The sequence below is a fragment of the Nocardioides sediminis genome (assembly GCF_003047295.1).
GTDB lineage: Bacteria > Actinomycetota > Actinomycetes > Propionibacteriales > Nocardioidaceae > Nocardioides > Nocardioides sediminis.
On the sequence record NZ_PZYZ01000008.1, the window covers coordinates 164,845 to 188,629 of the forward strand.

Below are 23,785 nucleotides of genomic sequence, written 5' to 3' on the forward strand. Positions count from 1 at the left end.
GCTGTGCCGCGGCGGCGAGCGGTGTACGACGAGGCGCTCAGGCCGTGCGGGCCCGCAGCATCTCGGCGACGAGGAACGCCAGCTCGAGGGACTGGACCCGGTTGAGGCGCGGGTCGACGACCGACTCGTAGCGGTGCGCGAGCCCGTGCTCGTCGATCTCCTCGCCCCCGCCGACGATCTCGGTGACGTCGTCGCCGGTCATCTCCACCATCATGCCGCCGGGCACGGTGCCCAGCGCCCGGTGGACGTCGAAGAAGCCCTGGATCTCGTCGAGCACGTCGTCGAAGCGACGGGTCTTGTAGCCGGTCGACGCCTCGAAGGTGTTGCCGTGCATCGGGTCGCTCACCCAGGCGACCTGGACGCCCTCGGCGGTGACCTTCTCCACCAGCGGCGGCAGGCCGTCGCGGATCCGGCCCGCGCCGAACCGGGTGATGAAGGTGAGCCGGCCGGGCTCGTTCTGCGGGTTGAGGCGGGCGGCCAGCGCGAGCGCCTCGTCGGCGGTCGCGGTCGGGCCGAGCTTGACGCCGATGGGATTGCGGATGTGGCGGAAGTACTCCACGTGGGCGCCGTCGAGCTGGCGGGTGCGCTCGCCGATCCAGACCATGTGGCCCGACACGTTGTAGGGCTTCTCGGTGCGCGAGTCGATGCGGGTCATCGCGTGCTCGTACTCCAGCAGCAGCGCCTCGTGGCTGGAGTGGAAGTCGACGCGGTGGAACTCGTCGGGGTCGGCGCCGATCGCCTTCATGAAGGTCAGCGCCCGCTCGATCTCGCTCGCCATCACCTCGTAGCGCTGGGCGTAGGGCGACTCGCGGACGAAGTCGTTGTTCCAGGTGTGCACCTGGCGCAGGTCGGCGTAGCCGCCGGTGACGAAGGCGCGGACGAGGTTGAGCGTGGCCGCCGAGGCGTTGTAGACCTCGACGAGCCGCTGCGGGTCGGGGATGCGCGACTCGGGCGTGAACTCGAAGCCGTTGACGGCGTCGCCGCGGTAGGCCGGGAGGGTGATCCCGTCCCGCGTCTCCATGTCGCTCGAGCGGGGCTTGGCGTACTGACCCGCCAGCCGACCGAGCTTCACGACCGGGACCGACGCGGCGTAGGTCAGCACGACGGCCATCTGCAGCAGCACCCGCAGCTTGTTGCGGACGTTGTCGGCGGTGACGCCGTCGAAGGTCTCGGCGCAGTCACCGCCCGCGAGCAGGAACGCCTCGCCGCGGCTGACGGCGGCGATCTTGTCCTTGAGCTCGTCGCACTCCCCCGCAAAGACGAGCGGCGGAGCGGTCCGCAGGCGCTCGACGGCCTTGTCGACGGCCGCGTGGTCGGGGTAGGTGGGCTGCTGGGCAGCGCCGAGGGCGTGGAGCTGCTCGAGGGTGGGGATGGTGCTCACCCGTCAAGGGTACGGCGGCAGGGTGCCGTCGACCGACTCGTGACCGGTGGGCGGGCCGCCGGCCACGAAAGGCCGGAGCGTCAGCGGACCTACTCCTCCATGTGCTCGATGTCGCGGAAGCCGGTCCGCTTCGCGCGGACACCCCGGTTGGTCATCCAGGTGATCGCCCACAGCACGACGCCGATCCCGATGAGGGCGAGGGCGATCTGGTACTCGAGGATGTCGCGGTCGGAGATCTGCGGGACGATCAGGAAGATGCACAGTGCCCCCGCCACCGCCGGCGTGATGCCGGGCGAGCGGAAGAAGCCCTCCGTGGTGGTGTCCCGACGCAGCAGCAGGCAGGCGACGTTGACCACCGCGAAGACGGCGAGCAGCAGCAGCGACGTCGTCCCGGAGAGGGACCCGACGATCGAGGAGTCCGACTGCGTGGCGACGTACCAGATGAGGCCCAGGGCCAGCAGCGTGGAGAACATGATCCCGACGTACGGCGCGCGGCTGTTGGGTGACACCTTGCCCAGCGACCGCGGGAGGACGTCCTGGCGGGCCAGGCCGTAGAGCAGGCGGCTCGCCATCAGCATGTTGATCAGGGCGGTGTTGGCGACCGCGAAGACCGCCAGGAACGGGAAGATCTTGTCCATCGGCAGGTCGGGCGCGCCCTTGGCCACGACCTCCAGGAGCGCGCGGCCCTCGGCCTCGTTGATCTCGGCGAGCTCGTCCGGCGTCAGGACGGTGACCACGGCCACGGCGACGAGCATGTAGATGATGACCGCGACGCCGAGGCCGGTGAGCATGGTGCGTGGGAAGATCCGCTGCGGCTCCTGCACCTCCTCGACCATGTTGACCGAGTCCTCGAACCCGACCATGGCGAAGAACGCGACCGACGTGGCGGCCGTGACCGCCAGGAACAGGCCCTTGTCGTCGGCGCCCTCGAAGGTCGTGACCTGGCTGATGTCGCCCTCGCCCTGGGCCATCGCGTAGAAGCCGATCAGGATGACGATCGACAGCGCGGTCATCTCGACCAGGGTGAGGACCACGTTGAACTTCACCGACTCGCCCACGCCGCGCAGGTTGATCAGGGCGAGGAGCACCATGAAGGCCATGGCGATCGCCGTGACCACGCCCGTGCTGGGCAGCTCGTCCATCCAGCCGTTGGCGACGAAGCCGCCGGTGAGGTTCTGGGCCAGCACGTTGGCAGACGTGGACGCGCTCGTGATGCCCGAGCAGATCACCGCGAACGCCACCAGGAACGTCACGAAGTGGATGCCGAACGCCTTGTGCGTGTAGAGCGCAGCCCCGGCGGCCTGGGGGTACTTGGTGACCAGCTCGAGGTAGGACAGCGCGGTCAGCGTCGCCACGATGAAGGCCACGAGGAACGGCAGCCAGACGACACCGCCGACGATGCCGGCCATCTGGCCGGTCACGGCGTAGACGCCCGCGCCGAGGATGTCACCGATGATGAACAGCAGCAGCAGCTTCGGGCCCATCACCCGCTTGAGCTCGGGCTGTGGTCCGTTGACGTCGGGCTCGGCGGTGCGGCTGCTCATGGCCACGTTCCCCTCGGAGTCGTGTTGGGTCTCCCTCACTCTGGACTCGCGTGGGGGTGAGTGCAAGCACCGCCGGGCCGACTGATCCGAGGACAGCGCCGCCGCCGAGCACCTACGGTCCCGCCATGGGACTGTTCCGCAGACCGCCTCGCACGGCGCGCCGTCCGCCGTCCTCGCCCGATCCCGTCGCCGACGCCGTGCGCGACCTCGCAGGCGTGCGCCTGCACCGTCGGTACGAGGACGTCGAACCCGTGCTGGCTGAGCTGCCCGACTACATCGAGGTCGAGGACCGCTCCGACGTCGACGGGTTCGACACCGTCGTGGGGTTGTTCGACGAGGTCCACGCCTACGTCGATCCCTTCGACTCGGGACTCGGCTCCGTCCTCGCCGACCAGCCCGGGATAGACAAGGTGATGCACGAGGACCGGGAGGTGTTCCACGTCCGCAGCCGACTGGCGCTGGAGGACGTGCGGGCGGCCGTGGTGCGCGCCGTGGTCGAGGCCAACCTCCGTCCACGCCCACCGGTCCCCGACGCGGACGAGATCACCGACGAGCGGGTGGATGCGCTGGCCGACGTCGCGGCACCGCTGCTCGTCGCCGCCGGTTTCGTGCGCCGCGACGGCGACGCCCGCCAGCGACGCTACTTCGCCCGGGCCGGAGGCGACGGGTTCGCGCAGAGCGCCGCGATCCTGCCCGGGCTCGGAGTCTCGGCCGACGGCAGGCAGATGAACCGGCTGGTCCACGTCATCGTCGGGGTGTACGTCCCCGAGGCCGCCCACCCCGGCTCCCGGCGGCCGGCGCGGCCGGAGAGCATCGCCCCCGGAGACTGCACGTCGTGGCTCCAGGAATGGGTCGAGCCCGTGGACGGGCAGGTGGCGGCGTACGTCGAGGGCGTTGCGCTGCCCTGGCTGGCAGCCACCCGCGACCGTGCCGCGCTCGCAGCGTGGGCGACCGCCGATCCCGGAGGGATCGATCCCCCGGCGGAACGGGCGCTGCACGCGCGCCTGTGTGCAGAGTGGGGGTACCTCGACTCCGCCGCCGCGCTCGTGCGTCACATCGACGCGGAGCGGCGGTCGTTGAGGTCTGACCGGAACTACCTGGCAGCCCGAGCCCTGCTCGACGCCCGCCGGTGAACGTCCCTCGCCTCCTCAGCCGAAAAAGACCTGCGCCTCGGCGTACTCCTCGTCGCTGACCAGCTTGAGCTCGCCGGTGCCCTCGATGAGCGGCAGCCGCTCGATCCGGGTGCCCTTGAGCGCCATCATCGTGCCGAAGTCGCCGTCGGCGACGGCGTCGATGGCCTGGAGGCCGAACCGGGTGGCCAACCACCGGTCGAAGGCGGTCGGGGTGCCACCGCGCTGGATGTGGCCGAGGACGACGGCGCGGGCCTCCGCGCCGGTGCGCTGCTCGATCTCCCCGGCGAGCCGGTCGCCGATGCCGCCCAGGCGCACGTGGCCGAACGCGTCCTTCTCGCCGCTCACCAACGTCATGTCACCGCCCTCAAGCGGGACCGCGCCCTCGGAGACGACGATGATCGGGGCGTACCTGCTCTCGAAGCGGGTCGTGACCCGCGCGCACACGTCCTCGATGTCGAAGGGCTGCTCCGGGATGAGGACCATGCTCGCGCCTCCGGCGATGCCGGAGTGCAGGGCGATCCAGCCGGCGTGACGGCCCATCACCTCGACCACGAGCACCCGGTGGTGCGACTCGGCGGTGGTGTGCAGCCGGTCGATGGCCTCGGTGGCGATGTTGACCGCGGTGTCGAAGCCGAACGTGAAGTCGGTGCCGGAGAGGTCGTTGTCGATCGTCTTGGGCACGCCCACCACGTCCACGCCGAGATCGGCGAGCTTGGTGGCGACCCCGAGGGTGTCCTCGCCGCCGATCGCCACCAGCGCGTCGACCCCGTCGCGCTCGAGGTTGGCCTTGATCTGCTCGACGCCGCCGTCGACCTTGAACGGATTGGTCCGGCTCGAGCCGAGGATCGTGCCGCCACGGGGCAGGATGCCGCGGCACTGCTCGATCCCGAGCTCCATCGTCAGGCCCTCGAGCGGCCCCTTCCACCCGTCGCGGTAGCCCACGAACTCGAACCCGTGGCCGCGCACGCCCTTGCGGACGACGGCCCGGATGACGGCGTTGAGGCCGGGGCAGTCCCCACCTCCGGTGAGCACTCCGACGCGCATGGTGGTCTCCTCAGGTTGGATCGATCAAAGACGCAGTGAGCGTAGTCACTCCACGGTGGGCGGCGCCACCATCGCGACGAGGTCGGCGACCGAGTCCACCACCTGGCTGGGCCGGTAGGGGAACGTCTCGACCTGGTCCGGTCGGGTCGACCCGGTCGTGACCAGGATGGTGCGCAGGCCGGCCTCGAGCCCCGACACGATGTCGGTGTCCATCCGGTCGCCCACCATCACCGTGGTCTCGGAGTGGGCGTCGATGCGGTTGAGCGCGTTGCGCATCATCAGCGGGTTGGGCTTGCCGACGTAGTAGGGCGCCCGCCCCGTCGCCGTGCTGATCAGGGCCGCGACCGACCCCGTCGCCGGCAGCGTGCCCTGCTGGCTGGGTCCGCTGACGTCGGGGTTGGTGGCGATGAAGCGGGCGCCGGCCTCGATGAGGCGGATCGCCCGGGTGATCGCCTCGAACGAGTAGGTACGGGTCTCCCCCAGCACCACGTAGTCGGGGTCCCGGTCGGTCATCACGTAGCCGATGTCGTGCATCGCGGTCGTCAGGCCCGCCTCCCCCACGACGTACGCCGTACCCTCCGGTCGCTGGTCGGCGAGGAACTGCGCGGTGGCCAGGGCGGAGGTCCAGATCGCGTCCTCGGGGACGTCGATCCCGCTGCCGAGCAGCCGGGCGCGCAGGTCGCGCGGGGTGAAGATCGAGTTGTTGGTGAGCACCAGGAAGCGGCGTCCCGAGGCCTTGAGCGCGTCCACGAAGTCGGCGGCGCCGGGGATCGCGTGCTCCTCGTGGACCAGGACGCCGTCCATGTCGGTCAGCCAGGTCTCGACGGGGCGGTCCTCGATCGGCGCGTGGGTCGTCATGGCGCCATTGTGTCGTCCGGTCGTCGCGCTCCGTCGCCCCACTAGGGTCGGGCCCATGACCTTCTCGATCGTGGCCCGCTCCGACGACGGCGAGTCGTGGGGCGTGGCCGTCGCCTCCAAGTTCCTCGCGGTCGGCTCGGCCGTCCCCGCCGCGGTCGCCCGGGTGGGCGCCATCGCGACCCAGGCCGAGGCCAACGTGGCGTGGAAGTTCCTCGCGCTCGCCCACCTCGACGACGGCGCCACCGCCGAGGTCGCCATGACGCGGCTGGTCGAGGAGGACGACAAGCGCGAGCACCGCCAGGCGGGCATCGTCGACTCGGAGGGTGGCTCCGCCACCTACACCGGGAGGGAGTGCTTCGACTGGGCCGGTGGCGTGTCGGGTCCCGGCTACGCCATCCAGGGCAACATCCTCACCGGTCCCGAGGTCGTCGAGGCGATGGAGCTGTCCTGGCAGGGGTCGGCCGGGCAGCCCCTCGAGCGGCGGCTCCTCGACGCCTTGCGGGCCGGCGACGAGGCCGGCGGGGACAAGCGCGGGCGGCAGGCAGCGGCGCTCCTCGTGGTCCGTGAGGACGCGGGGTACGGCGCGGGCGACGACGTCGCCGTCGACCTACGGGTCGACGACCACCAGGCTCCCGTCGAGGAGCTGGCCCGGCTGCTCGACCTCAACGACCTCTACCTGACGGCGTCGACCGAGGACGAGAAGGTCGCCATGACCCCCGAGCTCGAGGAGGAGGTCGCGCGACTGGTGCAGCAGCAGGGCCACCCCGACCTGCGCTCGTGGGTCGGCAGCGAGAACTACGAGATGCGGGTCGCCGACGACGGGTCGTGGATCGACCGGCGCGTGCTGGCGATCCTGCGCGACTCCTGAGGTCCGGGCCCGTTACTCGGCCCGGCCACCCACCCCACCCAGGCGCCTCTGGACGTGCAGCAGTCCCTGCCAGTACGGGAGGATCACGTCCTGGTAGCGCCCCTCGTCCGTCACGAACCTCCGGACGCCCCGGAGCGGGAGCCGCAACGCACGGTGGGGCAGCGACATGAGTCCCGAGAGCCTCGCCACGTCGGCCTCGTCGGGCAGCACCGCTGTCGGTCGACCCTCGGTCGTCCCGGCTCGGACGCCCGCGAAGTAGAGGTCGAAGGACGTCGGGTTGCGCCAGAAGCGGTGGGCCGAGAAGTCGCCGGCGAGGTCGAGGTCGGCGAAGTCCGCCTCGGTCAGGTTGCGGTAGTAGTCCAGCCCCTCGAACTGGGTCCCCGGGCTGTCGGCCACCCGCGTACGCCGGGTGCCGTGCTCGGGGCGACCGCTGGAGGCGCACGTGAAGGCCACCAGCCCGCCCGGGCGGGTCAGGCGCACCATGTTGGCGAAGGTCTGGCGCCAGTGCGGGTCGTGCTCGAAGCACTCGCCGGACGTGGCGACGTCGTACGAACCGTCCTCGTGGTCGATCTCGTGGCCGAAGCCGACGACGTCGACACCCGGTCCTTCGACGAGGTCGACCCCGACGTAGTCGGCGGCCGTGGAGAAGTAGCTGCGCATCGTCCCGTTGACCGCGTACGCCCCGATCTCGATCACGCGGCTGCCCGCGACCACGTCTCGGTTCGCGCTGGCGACGGCCGAGAAGAAGCCGAGCTGCTCGGGATGGCTCATGGAGGTTCCTTCGTCGAGGCGGAAGTTGCAGGGATGCTACTCAGACGCGGTAGCGCCGGCGCGCACTAGGTTGGGCTCCTCGCCCTCCGCCGCACCCTCGAGGAAGCCGATGTCCGTCCTTGCCATCGACGCCGGCACGACCGGTGTCACCGCCGTGGTCGTGAGCCCCCGGGGCCGGATCGTCGCCTCGGCCAGCCAGGAGTTCGCCCAGCACTTCCCGCGAGCCGGCTGGGTCGAGCACGCGCCGGAGGAGATCTGGCAGGCGACCCTCGAGGCCACCCGGGCGGTGCTGGCCAAGGTCGACGCCGCCGAGCTCACCGCCGTCGGCATCACCAACCAGCGCGAGACCGTCGTGCTGTGGGACCGCGAGACCCTCGGATCCCCGCGCCGCGCGATCGTGTGGCAGGACCGGCGCACGGCCGAGGTGTGCGAGCGGCTGCGGGCCGCCGGCCACGAGGACCGGGTGGCCGAGCTGACCGGCCTGCGCCTCGACCCCTACTTCTCCGGCACCAAGCTGGCGTGGCTCGCCGAGAACGAGCCGCACACGTGGGCGCTGGTCGAGTCCGGCCGGTACGCCGTCGGCACCGTCGACTCCTACCTGGTCGCCCGGATGACGCGCGGCACCTGGCACGTCACCGACGTGTCCAACGCCAGCCGCACCCTGCTGATGGACCTCGGGACGGGCGAGTGGTCCGACGAGCTGTGCGGCCTCTTCGGCGTGCCGCGGGAGGCGCTGCCCGACCTGGTCCCCAGCTGGGGCGAGGTCGCCCCGACCGACCCCCGGTCCTTCCTCGGCCTGGAGCTGCCCATCGCCGGCATCGCCGGGGACCAGCAGTCGGCGCTCTTCGGCCAGACCTGCTTCGAGGTCGGCGACTCCAAGTGCACCTACGGGACCGGGTCGTTCATCCTGGCCAACACCGGCACCACGCTGGAGCGGTCGGACGCCGGCCTGCTGTCCACGGCCGCGTGGCGCTCCCCCGAGGGCGAGCTCACCTACGCCCTCGAGGGCGCCATCTTCGTGACCGGCGCGGCCGTGCAGTGGCTGCGCGACGGGTTGCAGATCGTCGGGTCGGCCGCCGAGACCGCCGCCATCGCGGCCACCGTCGACGACACCGACGGCGTCGTCTTCGTGCCGGCGCTCACCGGCCTCGGCGCCCCGGACTGGGACCCCCGTGCCCGAGGACTGCTGATCGGCATGACCCGGGGCACCACGCGCGCCCACGTCGTGCGGGCGACGCTGGAGGCGATCGCCTTCGAGGTCCGCGACGTGCTCGAGACGATGCCGCAGGTCGCGTCGCTGCGCGTCGACGGCGGCGCCGCGGCCAACGACCTGCTGTGCCAGCTGCAGGCCGACCAGGTGGGGCTGCCCGTCGAACGTCCGGAGATCGTGGAGACGACGGCGCTGGGCGCGGCCTTCCTCGCCGGCCTCGGGACCGGGGTGTGGGGGTCCACCGACGACCTGCGGGAGACCTGGGCCCTGGACCGCCGGTTCGAGCCGACCGCCGACCGGACGGCTTCCGACGCGGCCCACGCCCGGTGGCGCGACGCCGTCGAACGCTGCAAGGGCTGGGCTACCGACTGAGGCGCTCGACCTCGGCCTCCGCCTCGGCGAGCGCCCGCGTGGTCGCTGCCGCCGCATCGTCCGCCTCGGCCCGCACGTCCTCGGCGTCGGCGAGCTCGTCGTCGTTCTCCTCCATGTCCGCCTCGAGCTGCGCGATCCGGCCGCGCAGCTCGTCGACCTCGGACTGCAGCTGGAGGGAGCGCGCCTGCAGCTGCTCCACCTCGGCGGCCGACGCGGCGGCGGCCTCCCGGGCGGCCTCGTGCTCCCGGCGCGCGGTCGCCAGCCGCTCCTCGGCGGCCCGCAGGGCCTTGGTGTCGGCCTCCGGGTCCGGTACGACGCGCAGCTCGGGCCGCGGGGCCGGCTGCGCCTCGCGCGGCGCGGCCTCGAAGCCCAGCGCCTCGGGCACCGCGAGGGCGGGGGCGACGTCGACCTCGCCGACGCCGGTGGCCACCAGCGCGGCGACGAGCAGGCCGCTGCGCACGGCCCGGGCCGCACCCTCGTCGACCATCGCGGCGGTCAGCGTCGCCTCGACCTGGTCGGCGACGGCGGGGGTGACCTTGACGCCCTCCTCGCGGGCCAGCCCCCGCGCCTGCGTGGTGACGGCGGCGGTCAGCTGGCGACGCTGGCGGGTCAGCGCGCGCAGCTCCTCGCCGTCGAGGTTGGCCTGGGCCTCGCGGAGGGCGGTGCCCACCTGCAGGACCTGGTCCACCTGCGCCGCGTCGCGGCGTACGAGCAGGTTGACGACCCAGGCGGCCAGGGACGGCTTCCGCAGCGTCTTGATGCGCGACGCCAGCTCCTTGTCGGCCTTGTGCTCCTTGACCAGCGCGTCCCGCGCCGGGGTGAAGTCGCCCAACGGCAGCGCGTAGAGCCCGTCGGCGAGCTCGAGGAGCGGGTCGGTCACACCCGCGATCCTAGGAGCGCGTACTCCAGCTCCGTCGGGTGCGGCACCCACGGACACTCCTGCTCGACGCCGGTCGCCCGCCAGCCGAGCGTCTCGTAGAGGCGACGGGCCCGGTGGTTGTCGTCGAGCACCCACAGCCGGTGGGCGCCGTGCGCCACGGCCCGGGCGACGCCGGCCCGGGCGAGCCCGGTCCCCCACGCGTCGGGGTGGACGGCGAGGTGGCGCAGGCTGTCGCGGTCGTACGCCGCGAAGGCGAGCAGCCCGCCGTCCCCGTCGACGACCTCGACCACCACCTCCGGGTCGTCGAGCACCAGGGTCCAGCGGGCCAGCACGGCATCGTCGGGGAACGGGAACCTCTCGGCCGGGAACACGTGGGCGAGGCCGACGAGGTTGGCCGCCCGCTCCAGGTCGCGCAGCGGCCCCGCGTCGCCCGGGCCGGCCGCGCGCCAGGCCCGGTCAGTCGTCGTCGTCATCGTCGAGCCCGTGCGCGATGGCCCAGCGGGTCAGCTGGACGCGGTTGTTCATCTGCAGCTTGCGCAGCGTGTTGTGCACGTGGTTCTGCACCGTGCGGTGGGAGATGACGAGGCGTTCGGCGATCTGCTTGTAGGACATCCCCTTGGCGACCATCTTGAGGATCTCGGTCTCCCGCTCGGTCAGCTCGCTGCGCGGGTCGTCGTCCGGCGGGCCCTCGGCCATCCGGCGGAACTCTCCGAGGACCAGGCCCGCCAGGCCGGGCGTGAAGACGGTGTCGCCGGCGGCCACACGGCGTACGGCGTCGAGCAGCTCCTCGCGCGACGCGCTCTTGACGAGGTAGCCGGTGGCGCCGGCCTTGACCGCCTCCAGCACGTCGGACTGCTCGCCCGAGGCCGAGAGGATGAGCACCCGCGCCGACGGGTCGTGCTGCAGGACCTGGGCGGTGACCTCCACCCCGTGGGGGCCGGGGATCTGCAGGTCGAGCACCACCACCTCGGGACGGGCGGCGGGGAACCGGGCCAGGGCCTGGTGACCGTCCGCGGCGACCGCCACCACCTCGAACCCGGCCGCCACCAGGTCCCGCTCCACCGCGTCGCGCCACATCGGGTGGTCGTCGACCACCATCACCCTCGTCATGGGCGCGAACCTACCGCCGCCCGGGGGTCGCCGTTTACCTCATCGTGGGGTTGCCGGGCCGCAGGGGCGGTGGTGTCGTGTGGGCCGGGGCTCGGGACGCGGGCCGTCACCTGCCGGGGGCTCTGTGATGAGACGTGCACTGTCGTTTGTCCTGGCCGCCTCGTCGGCCGCGCTCGTCCTCTCGCTCGGTCCGCCCGGTGGCGCGGTGACCGCACCGGCCGCACCTGCGCAGGTGATGGTCATCCAGGCGGTGCCGGGTGCGACGGTCGACGTCGCCGTTGACGGCCGCTCCGTGGCCACGGGAGCCGCGGTCGGCGACGTCCTCGGCCCGTTCGACCTGGCCCCCGGCAGCCACGAGGTGACGTTCAGCGGCGACGGCACGGACGTCGCCTCCACGCTCGAGGTGGAGTCGGGGACCAGCACCGACGTGGTGCTGCACCTGCCGGCCGCCGTCGGCGGCGACCCCGTCGTCCACTCGTACGACGCCCCGACCGAGCCGATCGGCCCGGGCAAGGCCCGCGTGGTGCTCGCCCACACCGCCACCGTGGCGCCGGCCGACGTGCGGGTCGACGGGCAGACGGTCTTCACCAACATCGCCAACGGGGAGTTCGCCGAGGCGGACGTCCCCGCCGGCACCCACCGGGTGGCGCTGCTCCCGACCGGACGCACGTCCGACCCGATCCTCGGACCGCTCGACGTGCCGCTCGAGGCCCGGACGCTGTCGATGATCTACGCCTACGGAAACCCCCGCGACGGCTCGATGAACGTCATCGCGCACACCGCTCCCCTGGCGGCGGACGGGTCCGTGCAGCCGACGACCATCCGGACGGGCTCGGCGGGGCTGGCGGGGGCGCTCCCCGTCACCCCGTTCCTGCTGCACGACCCAACAGGCAGATGAGGGGGCGGGCGGTCGTGGTGGTCGCGCTGCTCGTGCTGACCGGCTGCTCGGCCCCGCACGAGCAGGGCCGGGACCCGGACCGACCGACCGTCGTGACCACGGCCACCCCGTCCCCCGCGGCGCCCGCCCGACGGGCGTCCTCGGTGGTCCGGCCCCAGCGGCCGGTGGCGGTGCGGCTGCCGAGCGGCGCCGTCGTACCGGTCCGGCGGGCCGGGACGACCCGCACCGGCCTGCTCGACGTCCCCGCCGACACCCGCGCCGCCGGGTGGTGGACCGGCGGGTCGCGTGTCGGTGACCCCTTCGGGTCCACCCTCCTCGCCGCGCACGTGGACTCGCGCGCGCAGGGGCTCGGCCCGTTCGCCGAGCTGCTCGGGCTGCGTGGCGGTGAGCGGCTGCGGCTCGACTCCGCCGGGCTGACCCAGGACTTCGAGGTGCGCTCGTTGCGGCTGGTGCCGCAAGGCCCGCTGACCCGGCGCACCGGCCTCTTCGCCGCTGCGGGTCCCCGCCGCCTCGTGCTGGTGACGTGCGCGCCGCCCTACGTCGCGGATCGCGGTGGCTACCAGAACCTCGCGGTCGTCACGGCACGACCGGTCATCGCTCCCACGCGGTCGGTCACCCGATGATCGACCGGCACGGCACCTGGGCCTCACGGGTAGGGCTCGTCGGCCTCGCCCTGCTGCTCGGCGTCGCCGTGGCGCTCGTCCTGCTGGGGCTACGGTCCGAGCCCGACGACACGACGTCGGCGTCGCTCGCGGGCTCGGTCGCGATGGAACCGCCCCCGGAGCCGCTGGAGGACGACGCGACGTACGTCCGGACCACCGTGCTGCCGTCGGGCGAGCTGGAGGTGACGCACTGGATCGAGGCCTCCTCCGTGCTGCTCACCCTCGACCTCTCCGTGCCCGCCGGCCCCGACGGGGTCGTGGCCCGCGACGTGCGGGTCGTCGCCGACGGCCACGAGGCGATCGGACCCGAGCGGATCACCGACGGGCGGGGCACCTACTCCTTCCTCGCCGCCGACTCGGTCCTGGTCACCTACCGGCTCGGGGGCGCGCTCGTGCGTAGCACGTCGGCCCCCGGGCGCGCGCTGGTCTCCATGTCGTCGCTGGAGGTCTCCTCGCGCGCCGCGGCGGAGCGCGCCACGCACGAGGTCTCTGCTCCCGAGGTGCTGTCCCTGGCCTGCGCCACGCCCGATGAGCCGGCCGAACCCCAACCGTGTGGAGCGCCCGACGCGGACGGGGGCTGGAGCGTCGACCTGGAGGACGGGAGCGTGCGCGACCGGGTCCTCGCGCAGGTCACCGTCGGGTGAGGCGTCGAGTGACTCAGTCCGGGGTCGGACGCACGTAGCGCCCCCGGCGGTGCACCAGCGGCTCGTCGTCGCTGCCGACGACCACCTCGTCGAGGGAGCAGACGACCTCCAGGGACCAGCCCAGCAGCCGGACGTCGGTGACGGTGCAGGCCGCCCAGGTGCCCGCCGAGGCGAGCCGGGGTCCCGCGTCGGTCTGCTCCCACGTCGCGGCGGAGAAGGCCCCGCCGGGCGCGGGCATCAGGCCGGCGAACTGCTCGGCGAGGTCGCGGTGCTCCCACTCCAGCAGGTGCACGACGACCCGGTCACCGACGTCGAGCGCCTCGCCGAGCGAGGAGTCGGGGTCGAGCATGCCGACGACGAGCGGCGGCTCCCCGCCGACGACGAGCATGGAGGAGACGGTCAGCCCGGCGCGCTCGCGGCCGGCGCCGGTGGTCCAGAGCCCCACGCGGGCCGACAGCCGGGCACGCAACCGGCGGAAGGCGTCGCGCGCTCCCTCGGGGTCGGCGAAGGGGTGGTCGGAGTGGATGGTCACGTCTCCCCCATCGGCACGGTCAGCTCCCACTCGGTACCCCAGGAGCCGGTCTCGACCCGGGCGCTGCCGCCGAGGTCGGCGAGCCTGCCCCGGATGGACTGCTCCACGCCGAGCCGCCCATCCCCCGCCGCCTCCTCGAGCCGGCCCGCCGGGATGCCCGGCCCGTCGTCGCGCACCGAGACGACCACGGCTCCTGGCACCGCGTCGAGCAGGACCCAGGCCGGGGCCTCGTCGGCGACGTGGGCGCGCACGTTGTCCAGGCAGGCCGACACGGCGGCCACGACCTCCCGGGCCACGTGCTCCGGCACCGGCACCGGGGTCCCCGGGGTGGCGACGTCGACGCGGCCGGCGTGCGAGGTCCCGAGGCGCTCGAGCTCGCCGGCGAGGTCCAGCGTCGAGCCGGCCGGCGCGGTCACCGTGTCCTGCTGGCGGATCAGCGACCTCAGGCTGCGCTCCTGCTCGCCGGCGAGCCGACCGAGCTCGGCGAGGTCACCGCCGGCCTCACCCGCGCGCCGCTGCACGAGCGAGAGGACCTGCAGCACGCCGTCGTGGACCGCCCGCGCCAGGCGGGTGCGCTCCTCGGCCGCGGCGGCCGCCCGCTGGGCGGCGTCGCGCTCGACCGCCATCCGCTGGAGCGACTCGCACATGTAGCCGACGATCGGACCGCCGATCATCAGCAGGAAGACGTTGCCGTAGTTGCCCTGGTCGATCGTCTGGTCGACGGAGAGCCGGATGCCCAGGTCCGCCGCGGAGACCAGCACCGCCGCGGCGAGCCCGCCCTTCCAGTGCCAGTGGATCGCCCAGGCCAGCAGCGCCCCCATCACCCAGAAGCCGGGAATGGTGGCGTTGAAGTCCGGGCCCTTGGCGAGCGGCGTGAGGGCGATGGCGCCCACCGCGATGGCCAGGTCGACGCCCAGCAGCAGCGGCGTACGACGTCGCGCGTCGGCGTACGCCCAGAGCGCGATGCCCGTCCACACGACCGCCACGCCCACGACCGCGGCGCCGAGCGCCGGGTCGTCGTAGTTGTCGCGCCGCCACAGGTTGAGGACGACCATGTTGACCGTCACCACGACGCGCACCAGCGCGAGCGCCCGGTGCAGCTGGTCCTCGACGGCGACCGCGGCCCGTCCGTCGTCGGGCGTCGTGCTGGCGGTCAGGACGCCTGCCTGTGGGCGGTGTCCTTGGCGGCGTCGTTGGCAGCGTCCTTGGCGGCCAGCTCGCGAGCGGCGGCCTTGGCCTCGTCCTTGGCCTGCTCCTTGGCGAGCTCCTTGGCCTTGCTGGCGTACATGTCGACGTACTCCTGCTCGGAGAGCCGCATGATCTCGTACATGATCTCGTCGGTGATCGAGCGCAGGATGTAGCGGTCGTTCTCCATGCCCTCGTAGCGCGAGAAGTCGAGGGGCGGGCCGAAGCGCACGACCGGCCGGGTCCACTGGCCGAAGACCTTGCCGGTGGGGGCGACCACGTCGGTGCCGACGACCGCGCACGGGACCACGGGGGCGCCGGTCTCGAGGGCGAGGCGGGCGACGCCCGTCTTGCCGCGGTAGAGCTTGCCGTCGTGGGAGCGGGTGCCCTCGGGGTAGATGCCGAACAGCTCGCCCTGGTCGAGGATCTTCTTCGCGGACTTCATCGCCCCCTCGGCGGCGTTGGCGCCCGAGCGGTCGATGGGCACCTGGCCGGCGCCGGAGAAGAACTTCTTCTGGAACCAGCCCTTGATGCCCGGGGTGGTGAAGTACTCCGCCTTGGCCACGAAGGTGACGCGCCGGCTCAGCGTCAACGGCATGAAGAGCCAGTCGGCGTAGGAGAGGTGGTTGCTCGCCAGGATCGCGGCGCCCTCCGCGGGCACGTTGTCCACGCCGTAGGCCTTGGGGCGGAACACCACGCGGAGGATCGGACCGAGCGCGATCGACTTCAGGAACCAATACAGCACGGGGTGAGCCTAGCCCCGAAAGTCCCTCCTCGGGGTCCCCCTCGTGGGGCACACTTCCCCCCGTGAGGAATCCCCTGAACCGAGGCGGCGACGCCGCACCCGTCGAGCCCGTCGACCCCGAGGTGGCCCGGCCGCTGTCGGTCCCGGCCCGACCCGAGCTCACCGGCGGACGGCGCGTCGGCGTGCTGCTCCAGCACGGCTTCACCGGCTCGCCCTACTCCATGAAGCCGTGGGGCCGCGCGCTCGCGGAGCGGGGGTACGCCGTCGAGGTTCCGCTGCTCCCCGGCCACGGCACGTCGTGGGAGGACTGCAACACCGTCGGCTGGCAGGACTGGTACGCCGCGACGTCGGGGGCGTTCGCGAAGCTGCGGACCGAGAACGATGCGGTCGTCGTGTGCGGGCTGTCGATGGGTGGCTCCCTGGTGCTGCGCCTCGCGGCCGACCATCCGGACGCCGTGGCCGGCATCGTCCTGGTCAACCCGGCCGTCAACAGCACCCGGCTGGACGTGAAGGCGCTGCCCGTCCTCAAGCGCGTGGTCCCCTCGGTGCCCGGCATCGCCAACGACATCAAGAAGCCCGGCGTCGAGGAGCTCGGCTACTCCCGCACGCCGCTCAGGGCGGCCGACTCGATGATGCGCGAGGGATGGAAGCCCCTGCGCGGCCACCTGCCGCGCATCACCGCACCCCTGCTGCTCTTCAAGTCCACCGTCGACCGGGTGGTGGACCCCTCCTCGCTGGAGATCATCCGCAGTAACGTCTCCTCGCGGGACTTCACCGAGCGGATGCTCACCGAGAGCTACCACGTGGCCACCCTCGACAACGACGCCGAGACGATCTTCGAGGAGTCCGCGGAGTTCATCGCAAGGGTTACCGTGGCTCCGTGAGCGCAGGCGGTGACGACGAGCGGCGGACCCGCGAGGACGCGGCCTGGCGCGACATCGTCGACAACTACGGCGACCGTCCCGAGCTGGACGAGCCGCCGGCCGCCGTGGTCGAGGGGCCCATCGAGCGGCCGACCGAGTGGCGGGACGAGGAGCCCGAGCCCCGGGTCGTCGAGCCCGTGGACGAGGAGCGCTTCGTGCCGCCCCCGCCTCCCCCGCTGCCCCGCCCGGCACCTCGTCGCGCCCTCGCGTGGGCCGGCGTGTTCGGCGTACCGATCGTGATCCTGGTGTCCCTCGTCGCGTCCCTCGACCTGCCCTCCCTGCTCGACTACCTGCTGCTCGCGTGGTTCGTCGGCGGCTTCCTCTACCTCGTCGCGACGATGCCTCGGCACCCCCGCGAACCGTGGGACGACGGCTCGCGGATCTGAGCCACAGGGCGGGCGCTATCGTCGCCCGCGTGAGTGTCACCGAGAACGTCGAAGTCACCGGCCACCTGATGGACAGCGGCATCCTGTCGCGCGTCCTGGACGACATCCGCCAGTACGGCGGCGACTGGGTCATCAAGCACATCGACGTGGGCCACGAGGCGTCGGACACGAGCCGCGCGACCATCACCGTGACCGCCGAGGACGACGACGCGCTCCAGCGCCTGCTCATGCGCCTGCAGACGCGCGGCGTCAACCAGACCGACCCCGGCGAGGCGACGCTGGCCGAGGCCGACATGGACGGCGTCTTCCCCGATGGCTTCTACTCCACCACCAACCTCGCGACGCGCGTGCGGATCGCGGGGCGCTGGTACGACGTGGAGAACCCGGAGATGGACTGCGGCCTGGTCGTGGACGGGGAGCGCGTCTACACGCTGCCGATGTCGGACGTGAGGGTCGGCATGCAGGTCGTCATCGGTGCCTCCGGCATCCGGGTCACCGCGCCCGACGTGGAGAAGAGCGGCGACAGCTTCGGGTTCATGGAGTCCGACGTCTCCTCGGAGAAGCCCCAGGCGGTGCTCGTCCGGCAGGTCGCCGACGGCATGCGCGACGCCAAGGCGGCCGGCAAGAAGGTGCTGTGGGTCGGCGGACCGGGCGTCGTCCACACGGGTGCCGCGCCGGCCATGGTGGCCATGGTCAACGCCGGCTTCGTCGACGTGCTGTTCGCCGGCAACGCGCTCGCCACCCACGACATCGAGTCGTCGCTCTACGGCACCAGCCTCGGCGTGGACCTGTCCATGGGCCACGGCGTCGAGCACGGCCACGAGCACCACATCCGGGCGCTCAACACGATCCGCAAGGAGGGCTCCATCCGCGCCGCGGTGGAGTCCGGCGTGCTGACCGGCGGGATCATGCACGCGCTCGTCAAGCACGAGAAGAGGTTCGTCCTCGTCGGGTCGGTGCGCGACGACGGCCCGCTGCCCGACGTGCACACCGACGTCATCGAGGGCCAGCGGGCGATGCGGGCCGAGCTCACCGACGTCGGCTTCTGCCTGATGGTGGCGACCATGCTGCACTCGGTGGCGACCGGCAACATCCTCCCCGCGTCCATCCCGCTGGTGTGCGTCGACATCAACCCGGCCACCGTGACCAAGCTGGCCGACCGCGGGTCGAGCCAGGCCAAGGGCATCGTCACCGACGTCGGGCTCTTCCTCGAGCAGCTCGCGATCGAGCTGGTCCCGGACTACCGCCGCGCCTGACGGCGGGCCAGCTCGGCCGCTCCGACCAAGCCGGCCTCGGGCCCGAGCTGCGCGGCCACGAGGGCCGGGACCTCGCGGTGGGCCGCGCCCACCAGAGAGCGCACCAGCGCGGTGCGGGCCGGCTCGAGCAGCCGGTCGCCGGCGGCGGAGACGCCGCCGCCGATGACGACGACCTCGGGGTCGAAGGCCGCCACCAGGTTGGCCACGCCGACGCCGAGCCAGTCGCCGACGGTCGCGAAGGCCTGGCGTGCCACCAGGTCGCCGTCCTCGGCGGCCGCGGTGACCATCGGACCGGTGAGCGCGTCCGGGTTGCCGCCGGTGACCTCCTCCAGCACGCTGGGCTGCTCGCCCATCCGCGCGCGGGCGAAGCGGACCAGCGCGTTGCCGGACGAGTACTGCTCCCAGCACCCCCGCCCGCCGCACTCGCACGGCTGGCCGCCGGGGACGACCTGCATGTGGCCGAACTCCCCCGCCATCCCGTTGGCGCCCCGGACGAGGTGGTCGTCGATGATGATCCCGCCACCGATGCCGGTGCCCATGGTCACGACGATCGCCGACCGCGTGCCGCGCGCCGCGCCGTACGTCCACTCGGCGACGGCGGCACCGTTGGCGTCGTTGTCGAGGGTCACCGGCACGCCCCACCGCTTGGCGAGCCGGTCGCGGACGTCCTCGCCCTGCCAGGGCAGGTGCGGGGCGAACATGACGCGCCCTCCCTCGGAGTCGACGAACCCCGCGGCGGCGACGCCCACTCCGGCGATCGGCGCGCCTGCCGCCACCTCGATCACCGCGGCAACCAGGGCGTCCTCGACGTGGATGGCGTCCAACCGGCGGCCGGGGGTCGCGCGTCGAGCCGTGCGTACGACGTGGCCGTGGTCGTCGACCACCCCGGCCAGCACCTTGGTGCCACCGACGTCGACGCCGATCCAGACGGGCTCCACAGCAGTTGTCACCCCCCGATCCTGTCGTATGCGTGGTGTCCAGACCTCTCGGCCCCGCGCCATGGCCCGATGTGACTAGTTGCCGTGGCCACCCGGGTCATTTCGGACGAGGACCCTGCCCGGAGGCACCGACGCTCCCTACGCTCGGTCTGATCTTGGCCGGGACATGGCTATCGAGGGGTTGGGATGAAGAAGCTCGTACGGCGCCGCGCGGGGCGCGAAGAACGCGGGGCGGCGGCAGTCGAGCTCGCTCTCGTCATGCCGGTCCTCATCCTGATCCTGTTCGGGATCATCAACTTCGGCGCTCTGTTCGCGCAACAGATCTCGATCTCCAACATCGCACGGGAAGCCGCGCGCAACGCTGTCGTCGATGGACCGAATTCGGCTTGTGCCGACATCGAGGCAGATGCGGAGGAAGGCGCTGCAACTCTCGGAATGGCAGCAGACGTCCCCACCGTCGTGATCGACCCGGCCTGTCCCAGTGGTCCCACGCCCTGTGCTGGATCCGATCCGGACCAGGACGTGACCGTCACGGTCGAGAGGACCGGTGAGTGGCTGGTGCCGTTCCCCTTCTTCGCGGCTCCCGCGCCCACCCTCAGAGCCGAAGGAGTGATGAGGTGCGAGTTCTCATGATGCACCGTGCGACAGTGAGGGATGAGAGGGGCGCCGTCGCGATCATCGTGGCATTCCTGGCGCTCTTCCTTGTCGGCTTGTCCGTGTTTGCCGTGGACTTCGGCATGGCGTACGCCAACAAGCGCCAGGCACAGACAGCAGCCGACGCCGCAGCTCTCGGCGCGGCGGTCGTCTACACCCAACAGCCGACGAGCGGCCTCGGCTGCGAGGGGTTGCGGACCGCTGGTCAAGCTGCCGCTGACGCTGAGGCCCTGCTCAAGGCCGAGGTCCAGAACGACACCACGATGACCGGTGAGGGCACCTTGGTGGGAGGACGGGTCGAAACCGAGTGCACGGACAACGGACTGGAGGTCCGAGCGGAGGTGAGCACCACCAGCCCGAACCTGTTCGGTGGTGCCGCCTCGGGCGGGGACACGACTGAGGACTACGAGGTATCGCGCGAAGCCACCGCAGTGGTGGACGCGGCCGGCGCGGTCGGCGGAGGCCTGCGCCCGCTCGCTCTCTGCTCACGAGACCTGCTCACCCTCACGTCTTTCCCGACACCGGTGATGAAGTTCGAAGGGCCGGCCGGAGGTGGTCCCGACAAGGGCACCAAGAGCGACTGCCCGGACACCCACAATCCCGGCAACTGGTGGACCTTGGACTGCCCCGGGCAAAACGGCCCCATCGCTGACGAGATCAGCAACGGGTGCGAGAATCCAGTCTCGATCGTGCCCGACCAACCGGACCCGAGCGACCCCAATATCCGCTCTCACCTCCTGGGCCACTGCCCCACCACCGCAGCCGACCCCGCGTCCTGTCTGGGAGCTGATACAGGCAACCTCCGCGACGACGGCTCTCTGGATGCGCTGAAGGCTCTTGTTGACAGCGAGGAGCAGTTCTTCCTCCCGGTCTTCTGCGGTACACCTACCTGTAACCCCGGCGCGGTCAGCCCAGACCCTGGCGGGAACACCATCTACCCGGTCTTTCGGATCATCTCCGTTCGCCTGTGCGGCTACCACCTAGGCAATGGAGCTAAGGGCAGTCATTCCAAGATGACCGGCGACTGCGCCAACAACCCGAGCGGTTTCAACGCCACTTCGGGTGGCGCCCACCGCAACTACTTGCTGGTCACGGTGCTGCAGACCAACGTCTCGGGCAGCACCCGAGATGTGTGCGACATCGGCGACCCGTGCGACACCGGCCTCCGTCAGGTGCGGATGACGGGCTGAGGACCTCCTCAGCGGCGGGCGAGGTCCGCCGCCCCGATGAGCCCGGCCTTGTTGCCCAGCTCGGCCAGCACGATGTCCGCCACCGGCCGGTGTCCCCGGCCGGTGAGCTGACGCTTGAAGGCGGCCCGGATGGGCTCGATCAGCAGGTCACCCGCTTCACTGACGCCGCCGCCGATGGCGACCTTCGCGGGGTCGAGCACGGCCGCGAGCGATGCGATGCCCTCGCCGAGCCAGGTGCCGAGGTCGGCGAGCTGGTCGATCGCAAAGGGGTCGCCGTCCTGGGCGGCAGCCGTGATGAGCGGGCCGTCGATCGCGGCGGGGTCTCCCCCGGCCCGATCAATGAGGTCGCGAGCCAGCAGCGAGCGCCCCTCCGCCGCCTCGCGAGTGGCGCGCACCAGCGCCGTACCGGAGCCGTAGGACTCCAGGCAGCCACGGTTGCCGCAGCCGCACATGACGCCCCCGGGGACCACGCGCATGTGGCCGATCTCCGCCGCGACACCGAAGGCGCCCCGGTGCAGCTTGCCGTCGAGGACGATGCCGCCCCCGACGCCCGTGCCTACGGTGACCAGCAGGAAGTCGTCGACGTCCTTGCCGGCGCCGAAGGTGAACTCGCCCCACGCCGCGGCGTTGGCGTCGTTCTCGATCACGACCGGGAGGTCGATGTGCTGCTCGAGCTCGGCCTTGAGGTCGATGTCGCGCCAGGCCAGGTTGGGCGCGAAGTAGACGGTGGACCGCGAGCTGGAGACATAGCCGGCCGCGCCGACGCCCACGCACGTGACGTCGTGGCGGGAGCTCAGCTCGTTGACCAGCCCGGCGATGGCCCGCTCGATGGCCTCCACGTCCTCGGCCGGGGACTCGACCTTGAGCTCCTCCAGGATCTTGCCCTCGGTGTCGACGACACCTCCGGCGATCTTGGTGCCGCCCACATCGATGCCGCAGGCCAGTCCGTTGGTGCTCACGAGTCCTCCTCGGGCCAGTCCTCGTCGAGGACGATCTTCTCCACAGGTTCGGTACGACGCCCGGTGCCGCCCTGCTTCCCGGCGGGACGGTCGGTGTCGGTGTCGGGCACGACCGTCGCCAGGACCCCGGCGGCGGCCTGCACCAGCGAGGACGCTGCCACGGCGAGGTGCGCCCTGACCTCCGGGCTCAGCTGGCGGACGGTGTGCACGGTCCGGCAGATCGGGCACACCGTGCACTCGGCCGAGCCGGTCGCGAGGTGCTCGTCGAGCTGATGGGCAGCCGCGGACACCTGGTCCACGAGGTGGTCGGCGAGCCCGCTGGCTCCGTGGCCGGCCTCGGCACCGTGCTCGCGGGCCCACCCGGACAGCGCACCGAGCAGCTTGGCGGTCTCCTCGGCGAGCGAGCCCACCTCGGGCCCACCCGAGTCTCCGCCCGAGCGGTCTCCGTCCTGCCCTGTCACGCCGTCTCCTCCTCGAACCTCACCTGCAGCACACCGTCCTGCACGCGGGCGCCGGCGACCCGGTGCCGGGCCAGTCCCGGCGGCAGGGTCAGGAGCCGACGATACGACCCGACCGAGACGACCAGCTCGTCGCCGTGTCGGGCGAGGTCGACCTCGTCGCGCGTCACGTGCGGCAGGGTCAGTCCGAGGAGCGGACCGGTGGACGTGCGACTGACCGAGAACGGCCCCTTGCCGGACGGTACGGCGAGCGGGTCGCTCTCGTCGTACACCTCGGCTGCGAGGCTGCGCAGGGCGTCGACCCCGACGGGCTCGACGCCCCTGTAGAGCGAGCGCCACAGCGGCATCCCTGCGAAGGACTCGGCCACCTCGTCGAGTACGGCTGCCTGGGCGCGGACCCACCCGGCACGCCACTCGTCGGCGTCAGCATCGGGGAAGATCCGGTTGACGACGACGCCGTCCACCCGGTAGCCGAAGAGCGACAGCATCGTCAGCGACCGGCGCGCTTCCGCGAGCACGACCGACTCGGGGGTGAGCACCACCCGGACGCTCGACTCCGGGCCGGTGAGCAACGCGTGCACCTCGTCGAGCTCGTCGTGGAGCCGCTGGAGCGCGTCGAAGATGGTGTCCCGGGGCATCGGGGCCCCGGCCGCGCGGGTCAGGACCGGTCGCAGCGCCTTGACGATGCGGCGCTGGACGGGGAAGACCCGCTCCATGTACCAGCCCAGCGCTTCCGGCAGCGCCAGCAGCCGCAGCGTCTCGGCAGTCGGTGCGCAGTCGACGACGATGACGTCCCACTCCCCCGACAGCGCGTGCAGTCGCAGCTCGAGCAGGGCGAGGACCTCCTCGGCGCCAGGGATGACGGCTAGCTCCTCGGCGGCCACCGGGTCGACGCCGGCGACGTCGAGGACGCTGAGGAGGTAGCCCTGGATCTCCGCCCACGACTGCTCGAAGCGCAGCTGCGCATCGACCTGCTGCACGTGGAGGCCGGGGGCGACCTGCGTCGGCTCGGCGCCGATCCGGACCCCGAAGGCGTCGGCGAGCGAGTGGGCCGCGTCGGTGGACAGCACGAGGGTCCGCTGGCCGGTTGCGGCGGCGAGGGCCGCCGTACCGGCCGCGACCGTGGACTTGCCGACGCCGCCCTTGCCGGTGAAGAGGAGGATGCGCACCGTGGTGGTTCGAGG

Annotated in this window: 26 protein-coding genes; 11 read left to right on the top strand and 15 right to left on the bottom strand. The window is 72.2% G+C overall.

All coding sequences use genetic code 11. From position 1 onward, the window contains the following. Positions 1-37: 37 nt before the first annotated feature. Together DAI17_RS18035 and DAI17_RS18040 are read right to left on the bottom strand one after the other, a co-directional pair. Positions 38-1,381, bottom strand: a complete 1,344-nt coding sequence (locus DAI17_RS18035) for a class II 3-deoxy-7-phosphoheptulonate synthase (RefSeq protein WP_107774602.1) — start codon at positions 1,379-1,381, stop codon at positions 38-40. Between the two features lie 89 nt (positions 1,382-1,470). Beyond that, positions 1,471-2,925, bottom strand: coding sequence for an APC family permease (locus DAI17_RS18040; protein WP_107774603.1), 1,455 nt, complete (start codon positions 2,923-2,925; stop codon positions 1,471-1,473). Positions 2,926-3,050: 125 nt separating this feature from the next. Between DAI17_RS18040 and DAI17_RS18045 the strand changes: the two genes are divergently transcribed. Further along, positions 3,051-4,058 carry a hypothetical protein gene (locus DAI17_RS18045; RefSeq protein WP_107774604.1) on the top strand — a complete coding sequence of 336 codons (1,008 nt, stop codon included), beginning with the start codon at positions 3,051-3,053 and terminating at the stop codon, positions 4,056-4,058. 15 nt (positions 4,059-4,073) lie between these two features. Here the strand turns inward: DAI17_RS18045 and DAI17_RS18050 are convergent, their stop codons facing one another. Both DAI17_RS18050 and DAI17_RS18055 read right to left on the bottom strand, forming a co-directional pair. Continuing rightward, positions 4,074-5,102: a 6-phosphofructokinase gene (locus tag DAI17_RS18050; RefSeq protein ID WP_107774605.1), complete on the bottom strand. Its 1,029-nt coding sequence runs from the start codon at positions 5,100-5,102 to the stop codon at positions 4,074-4,076. 45 nt (positions 5,103-5,147) lie between these two features. Continuing rightward, on the bottom strand, positions 5,148-5,960 hold the full coding sequence (locus DAI17_RS18055) for an HAD-IIA family hydrolase (protein WP_199905194.1): 813 nt from the start codon (positions 5,958-5,960) through the stop codon (positions 5,148-5,150). Between the two features lie 55 nt (positions 5,961-6,015). On the opposite strand from DAI17_RS18055, the gene DAI17_RS18060 reads away from it, so the two are divergent. Then, positions 6,016-6,828, top strand: coding sequence for a DUF1028 domain-containing protein (locus tag DAI17_RS18060; protein WP_107774606.1), 813 nt, complete (start codon positions 6,016-6,018; stop codon positions 6,826-6,828). 12 nt (positions 6,829-6,840) lie between these two features. Here the strand turns inward: DAI17_RS18060 and DAI17_RS18065 are convergent, their stop codons facing one another. Continuing rightward, positions 6,841-7,599 (bottom strand): class I SAM-dependent methyltransferase, encoded by a 759-nt coding sequence (locus tag DAI17_RS18065; RefSeq protein ID WP_107774607.1) that lies wholly within the window; start codon positions 7,597-7,599, stop codon positions 6,841-6,843. Positions 7,600-7,708: 109 nt separating this feature from the next. On the opposite strand from DAI17_RS18065, the gene glpK reads away from it, so the two are divergent. Next, on the top strand, positions 7,709-9,181 hold the full coding sequence (gene glpK / locus DAI17_RS18070; RefSeq protein WP_107774608.1) for a glycerol kinase GlpK: 1,473 nt from the start codon (positions 7,709-7,711) through the stop codon (positions 9,179-9,181). Here the strand turns inward: glpK and DAI17_RS18075 are convergent. Genes DAI17_RS18075 through DAI17_RS18085 form a run of 3 tightly spaced genes read right to left on the bottom strand, consistent with a single transcriptional unit; the run spans position 9,171 to position 11,171 of the window. Further along, positions 9,171-10,061 (bottom strand): hypothetical protein, encoded by an 891-nt coding sequence (locus DAI17_RS18075; protein ID WP_107774609.1) that lies wholly within the window; start codon positions 10,059-10,061, stop codon positions 9,171-9,173. The genes glpK and DAI17_RS18075 overlap by 11 nt on opposite strands. Next, on the bottom strand, positions 10,058-10,534 hold the full coding sequence (locus DAI17_RS18080; protein ID WP_107774610.1) for a GNAT family N-acetyltransferase: 477 nt from the start codon (positions 10,532-10,534) through the stop codon (positions 10,058-10,060). The genes DAI17_RS18075 and DAI17_RS18080 overlap by 4 nt, the downstream gene beginning before the upstream one ends. Further along, entirely contained in the window at positions 10,518-11,171 is a 654-nt protein-coding gene (locus DAI17_RS18085; RefSeq protein ID WP_199905195.1) for a response regulator, read from the bottom strand. Before DAI17_RS18085 ends, DAI17_RS18080 begins: the two co-directional genes overlap by 17 nt. A 127-nt stretch (positions 11,172-11,298) precedes the next feature. Here DAI17_RS18085 and DAI17_RS18090 point away from each other — a divergent pair, with 127 nt between their 5' ends. From DAI17_RS18090 to DAI17_RS18100, 3 genes are read left to right on the top strand one after another with little or no spacing between them, the layout of a single operon-like run. Continuing rightward, the gene (locus DAI17_RS18090; protein ID WP_159081625.1) at positions 11,299-12,069 is read left to right on the top strand and encodes a DUF4397 domain-containing protein; all 771 of its coding nucleotides are present in this window, start codon (positions 11,299-11,301) and stop codon (positions 12,067-12,069) included. Continuing rightward, complete coding sequence (locus DAI17_RS18095; RefSeq protein ID WP_107774613.1) at positions 12,066-12,692, top strand: class F sortase; 627 nt, start codon at positions 12,066-12,068, stop codon at positions 12,690-12,692. The genes DAI17_RS18090 and DAI17_RS18095 overlap by 4 nt, the downstream gene beginning before the upstream one ends. Further along, on the top strand, positions 12,689-13,375 hold the full coding sequence (locus tag DAI17_RS18100) for a hypothetical protein (RefSeq protein WP_107774614.1): 687 nt from the start codon (positions 12,689-12,691) through the stop codon (positions 13,373-13,375). The genes DAI17_RS18095 and DAI17_RS18100 overlap by 4 nt, the downstream gene beginning before the upstream one ends. Before the next feature lie 13 nt (positions 13,376-13,388). On the opposite strand, the gene DAI17_RS18105 is transcribed toward DAI17_RS18100, so the two are convergent. From DAI17_RS18105 to DAI17_RS18115, 3 genes are read right to left on the bottom strand one after another with little or no spacing between them, the layout of a single operon-like run. Next, a complete protein-coding gene (locus DAI17_RS18105; protein WP_107774615.1) occupies positions 13,389-13,907 on the bottom strand; it encodes a flavin reductase family protein in 519 nt (172 codons plus the stop codon). Continuing rightward, complete coding sequence (gene macS, locus DAI17_RS18110) at positions 13,904-15,064, bottom strand: MacS family sensor histidine kinase (protein WP_199905208.1); 1,161 nt, start codon at positions 15,062-15,064, stop codon at positions 13,904-13,906. Before macS ends, DAI17_RS18105 begins: the two co-directional genes overlap by 4 nt. Further along, complete coding sequence (locus tag DAI17_RS18115; RefSeq protein ID WP_107774617.1) at positions 15,061-15,837, bottom strand: lysophospholipid acyltransferase family protein; 777 nt, start codon at positions 15,835-15,837, stop codon at positions 15,061-15,063. Before DAI17_RS18115 ends, macS begins: the two co-directional genes overlap by 4 nt. A 62-nt stretch (positions 15,838-15,899) precedes the next feature. Between DAI17_RS18115 and DAI17_RS18120 the strand changes: the two genes are divergently transcribed. The 3 genes from DAI17_RS18120 to DAI17_RS18130 are packed head-to-tail and all read left to right on the top strand — an operon-like array spanning position 15,900 to position 18,402. Continuing rightward, the gene (locus tag DAI17_RS18120; protein ID WP_234412586.1) at positions 15,900-16,721 is read left to right on the top strand and encodes an alpha/beta hydrolase; all 822 of its coding nucleotides are present in this window, start codon (positions 15,900-15,902) and stop codon (positions 16,719-16,721) included. Beyond that, positions 16,718-17,146: a hypothetical protein gene (locus DAI17_RS18125; protein WP_107774618.1), complete on the top strand. Its 429-nt coding sequence runs from the start codon at positions 16,718-16,720 to the stop codon at positions 17,144-17,146. Before DAI17_RS18120 ends, DAI17_RS18125 begins: the two co-directional genes overlap by 4 nt. A 29-nt stretch (positions 17,147-17,175) precedes the next feature. Then, positions 17,176-18,402, top strand: a complete 1,227-nt coding sequence (locus tag DAI17_RS18130; protein ID WP_107774619.1) for an ornithine cyclodeaminase, nickel-pincer nucleotide-dependent — start codon at positions 17,176-17,178, stop codon at positions 18,400-18,402. Here the strand turns inward: DAI17_RS18130 and DAI17_RS18135 are convergent. Beyond that, positions 18,387-19,352: an ROK family protein gene (locus DAI17_RS18135; protein WP_234412587.1), complete on the bottom strand. Its 966-nt coding sequence runs from the start codon at positions 19,350-19,352 to the stop codon at positions 18,387-18,389. The genes DAI17_RS18130 and DAI17_RS18135 overlap by 16 nt on opposite strands. A 174-nt stretch (positions 19,353-19,526) precedes the next feature. On the opposite strand from DAI17_RS18135, the gene DAI17_RS18140 reads away from it, so the two are divergent. Further along, on the top strand, positions 19,527-19,973 hold the full coding sequence (locus DAI17_RS18140) for a TadE/TadG family type IV pilus assembly protein (RefSeq protein WP_107774621.1): 447 nt from the start codon (positions 19,527-19,529) through the stop codon (positions 19,971-19,973). A 14-nt stretch (positions 19,974-19,987) separates the two neighbouring features. Next, on the top strand, positions 19,988-21,184 hold the full coding sequence (locus tag DAI17_RS18145; protein WP_159081626.1) for a TadE/TadG family type IV pilus assembly protein: 1,197 nt from the start codon (positions 19,988-19,990) through the stop codon (positions 21,182-21,184). An 8-nt stretch (positions 21,185-21,192) separates the two neighbouring features. Here the strand turns inward: DAI17_RS18145 and DAI17_RS18150 are convergent, their stop codons facing one another. From DAI17_RS18150 to DAI17_RS18155, 3 genes are read right to left on the bottom strand one after another with little or no spacing between them, the layout of a single operon-like run. Continuing rightward, positions 21,193-22,143, bottom strand: a complete 951-nt coding sequence (locus DAI17_RS18150) for an ROK family glucokinase (protein WP_234412588.1) — start codon at positions 22,141-22,143, stop codon at positions 21,193-21,195. Next, positions 22,140-22,604: a hypothetical protein gene (locus DAI17_RS21095; protein WP_159081627.1), complete on the bottom strand. Its 465-nt coding sequence runs from the start codon at positions 22,602-22,604 to the stop codon at positions 22,140-22,142. Before DAI17_RS21095 ends, DAI17_RS18150 begins: the two co-directional genes overlap by 4 nt. After that, positions 22,601-23,770 carry an ArsA family ATPase gene (locus DAI17_RS18155; RefSeq protein ID WP_107774623.1) on the bottom strand — a complete coding sequence of 390 codons (1,170 nt, stop codon included), beginning with the start codon at positions 23,768-23,770 and terminating at the stop codon, positions 22,601-22,603. Before DAI17_RS18155 ends, DAI17_RS21095 begins: the two co-directional genes overlap by 4 nt. Between the last annotated feature and the right edge of the window lie 15 nt (positions 23,771-23,785).

Bases quoted from the DNA above. Each gene is read 5' to 3' on its own strand.
- DAI17_RS18085 (WP_199905195.1), bottom strand. From the start codon at position 11,171: ATGACGAGGGTGATGGTGGTCGACGACCACCCGATGTGGCGCGACGCG.
- DAI17_RS18045 (WP_107774604.1), top strand. From the start codon at position 3,051: ATGGGACTGTTCCGCAGACCGCCTCGCACGGCGCGCCGTCCGCCGTCC.
- DAI17_RS18140 (WP_107774621.1), top strand. From the start codon at position 19,527: ATGAAGAAGCTCGTACGGCGCCGCGCGGGGCGCGAAGAACGCGGGGCG.
- DAI17_RS18065 (WP_107774607.1), bottom strand. From the start codon at position 7,599: ATGAGCCATCCCGAGCAGCTCGGCTTCTTCTCGGCCGTCGCCAGCGCG.
- DAI17_RS18055 (WP_199905194.1), bottom strand. From the start codon at position 5,960: ATGACGACCCACGCGCCGATCGAGGACCGCCCCGTCGAGACCTGGCTG.
- DAI17_RS18100 (WP_107774614.1), top strand. From the start codon at position 12,689: ATGATCGACCGGCACGGCACCTGGGCCTCACGGGTAGGGCTCGTCGGC.
- DAI17_RS18050 (WP_107774605.1), bottom strand. From the start codon at position 5,102: ATGCGCGTCGGAGTGCTCACCGGAGGTGGGGACTGCCCCGGCCTCAAC.
- glpK (WP_107774608.1), top strand. From the start codon at position 7,709: ATGTCCGTCCTTGCCATCGACGCCGGCACGACCGGTGTCACCGCCGTG.
- DAI17_RS18090 (WP_159081625.1), top strand. From the start codon at position 11,299: ATGAGACGTGCACTGTCGTTTGTCCTGGCCGCCTCGTCGGCCGCGCTC.
- DAI17_RS18095 (WP_107774613.1), top strand. From the start codon at position 12,066: ATGAGGGGGCGGGCGGTCGTGGTGGTCGCGCTGCTCGTGCTGACCGGC.
- DAI17_RS18060 (WP_107774606.1), top strand. From the start codon at position 6,016: ATGACCTTCTCGATCGTGGCCCGCTCCGACGACGGCGAGTCGTGGGGC.
- DAI17_RS18040 (WP_107774603.1), bottom strand. From the start codon at position 2,925: ATGAGCAGCCGCACCGCCGAGCCCGACGTCAACGGACCACAGCCCGAG.
- DAI17_RS18080 (WP_107774610.1), bottom strand. From the start codon at position 10,534: ATGACGACGACGACTGACCGGGCCTGGCGCGCGGCCGGCCCGGGCGAC.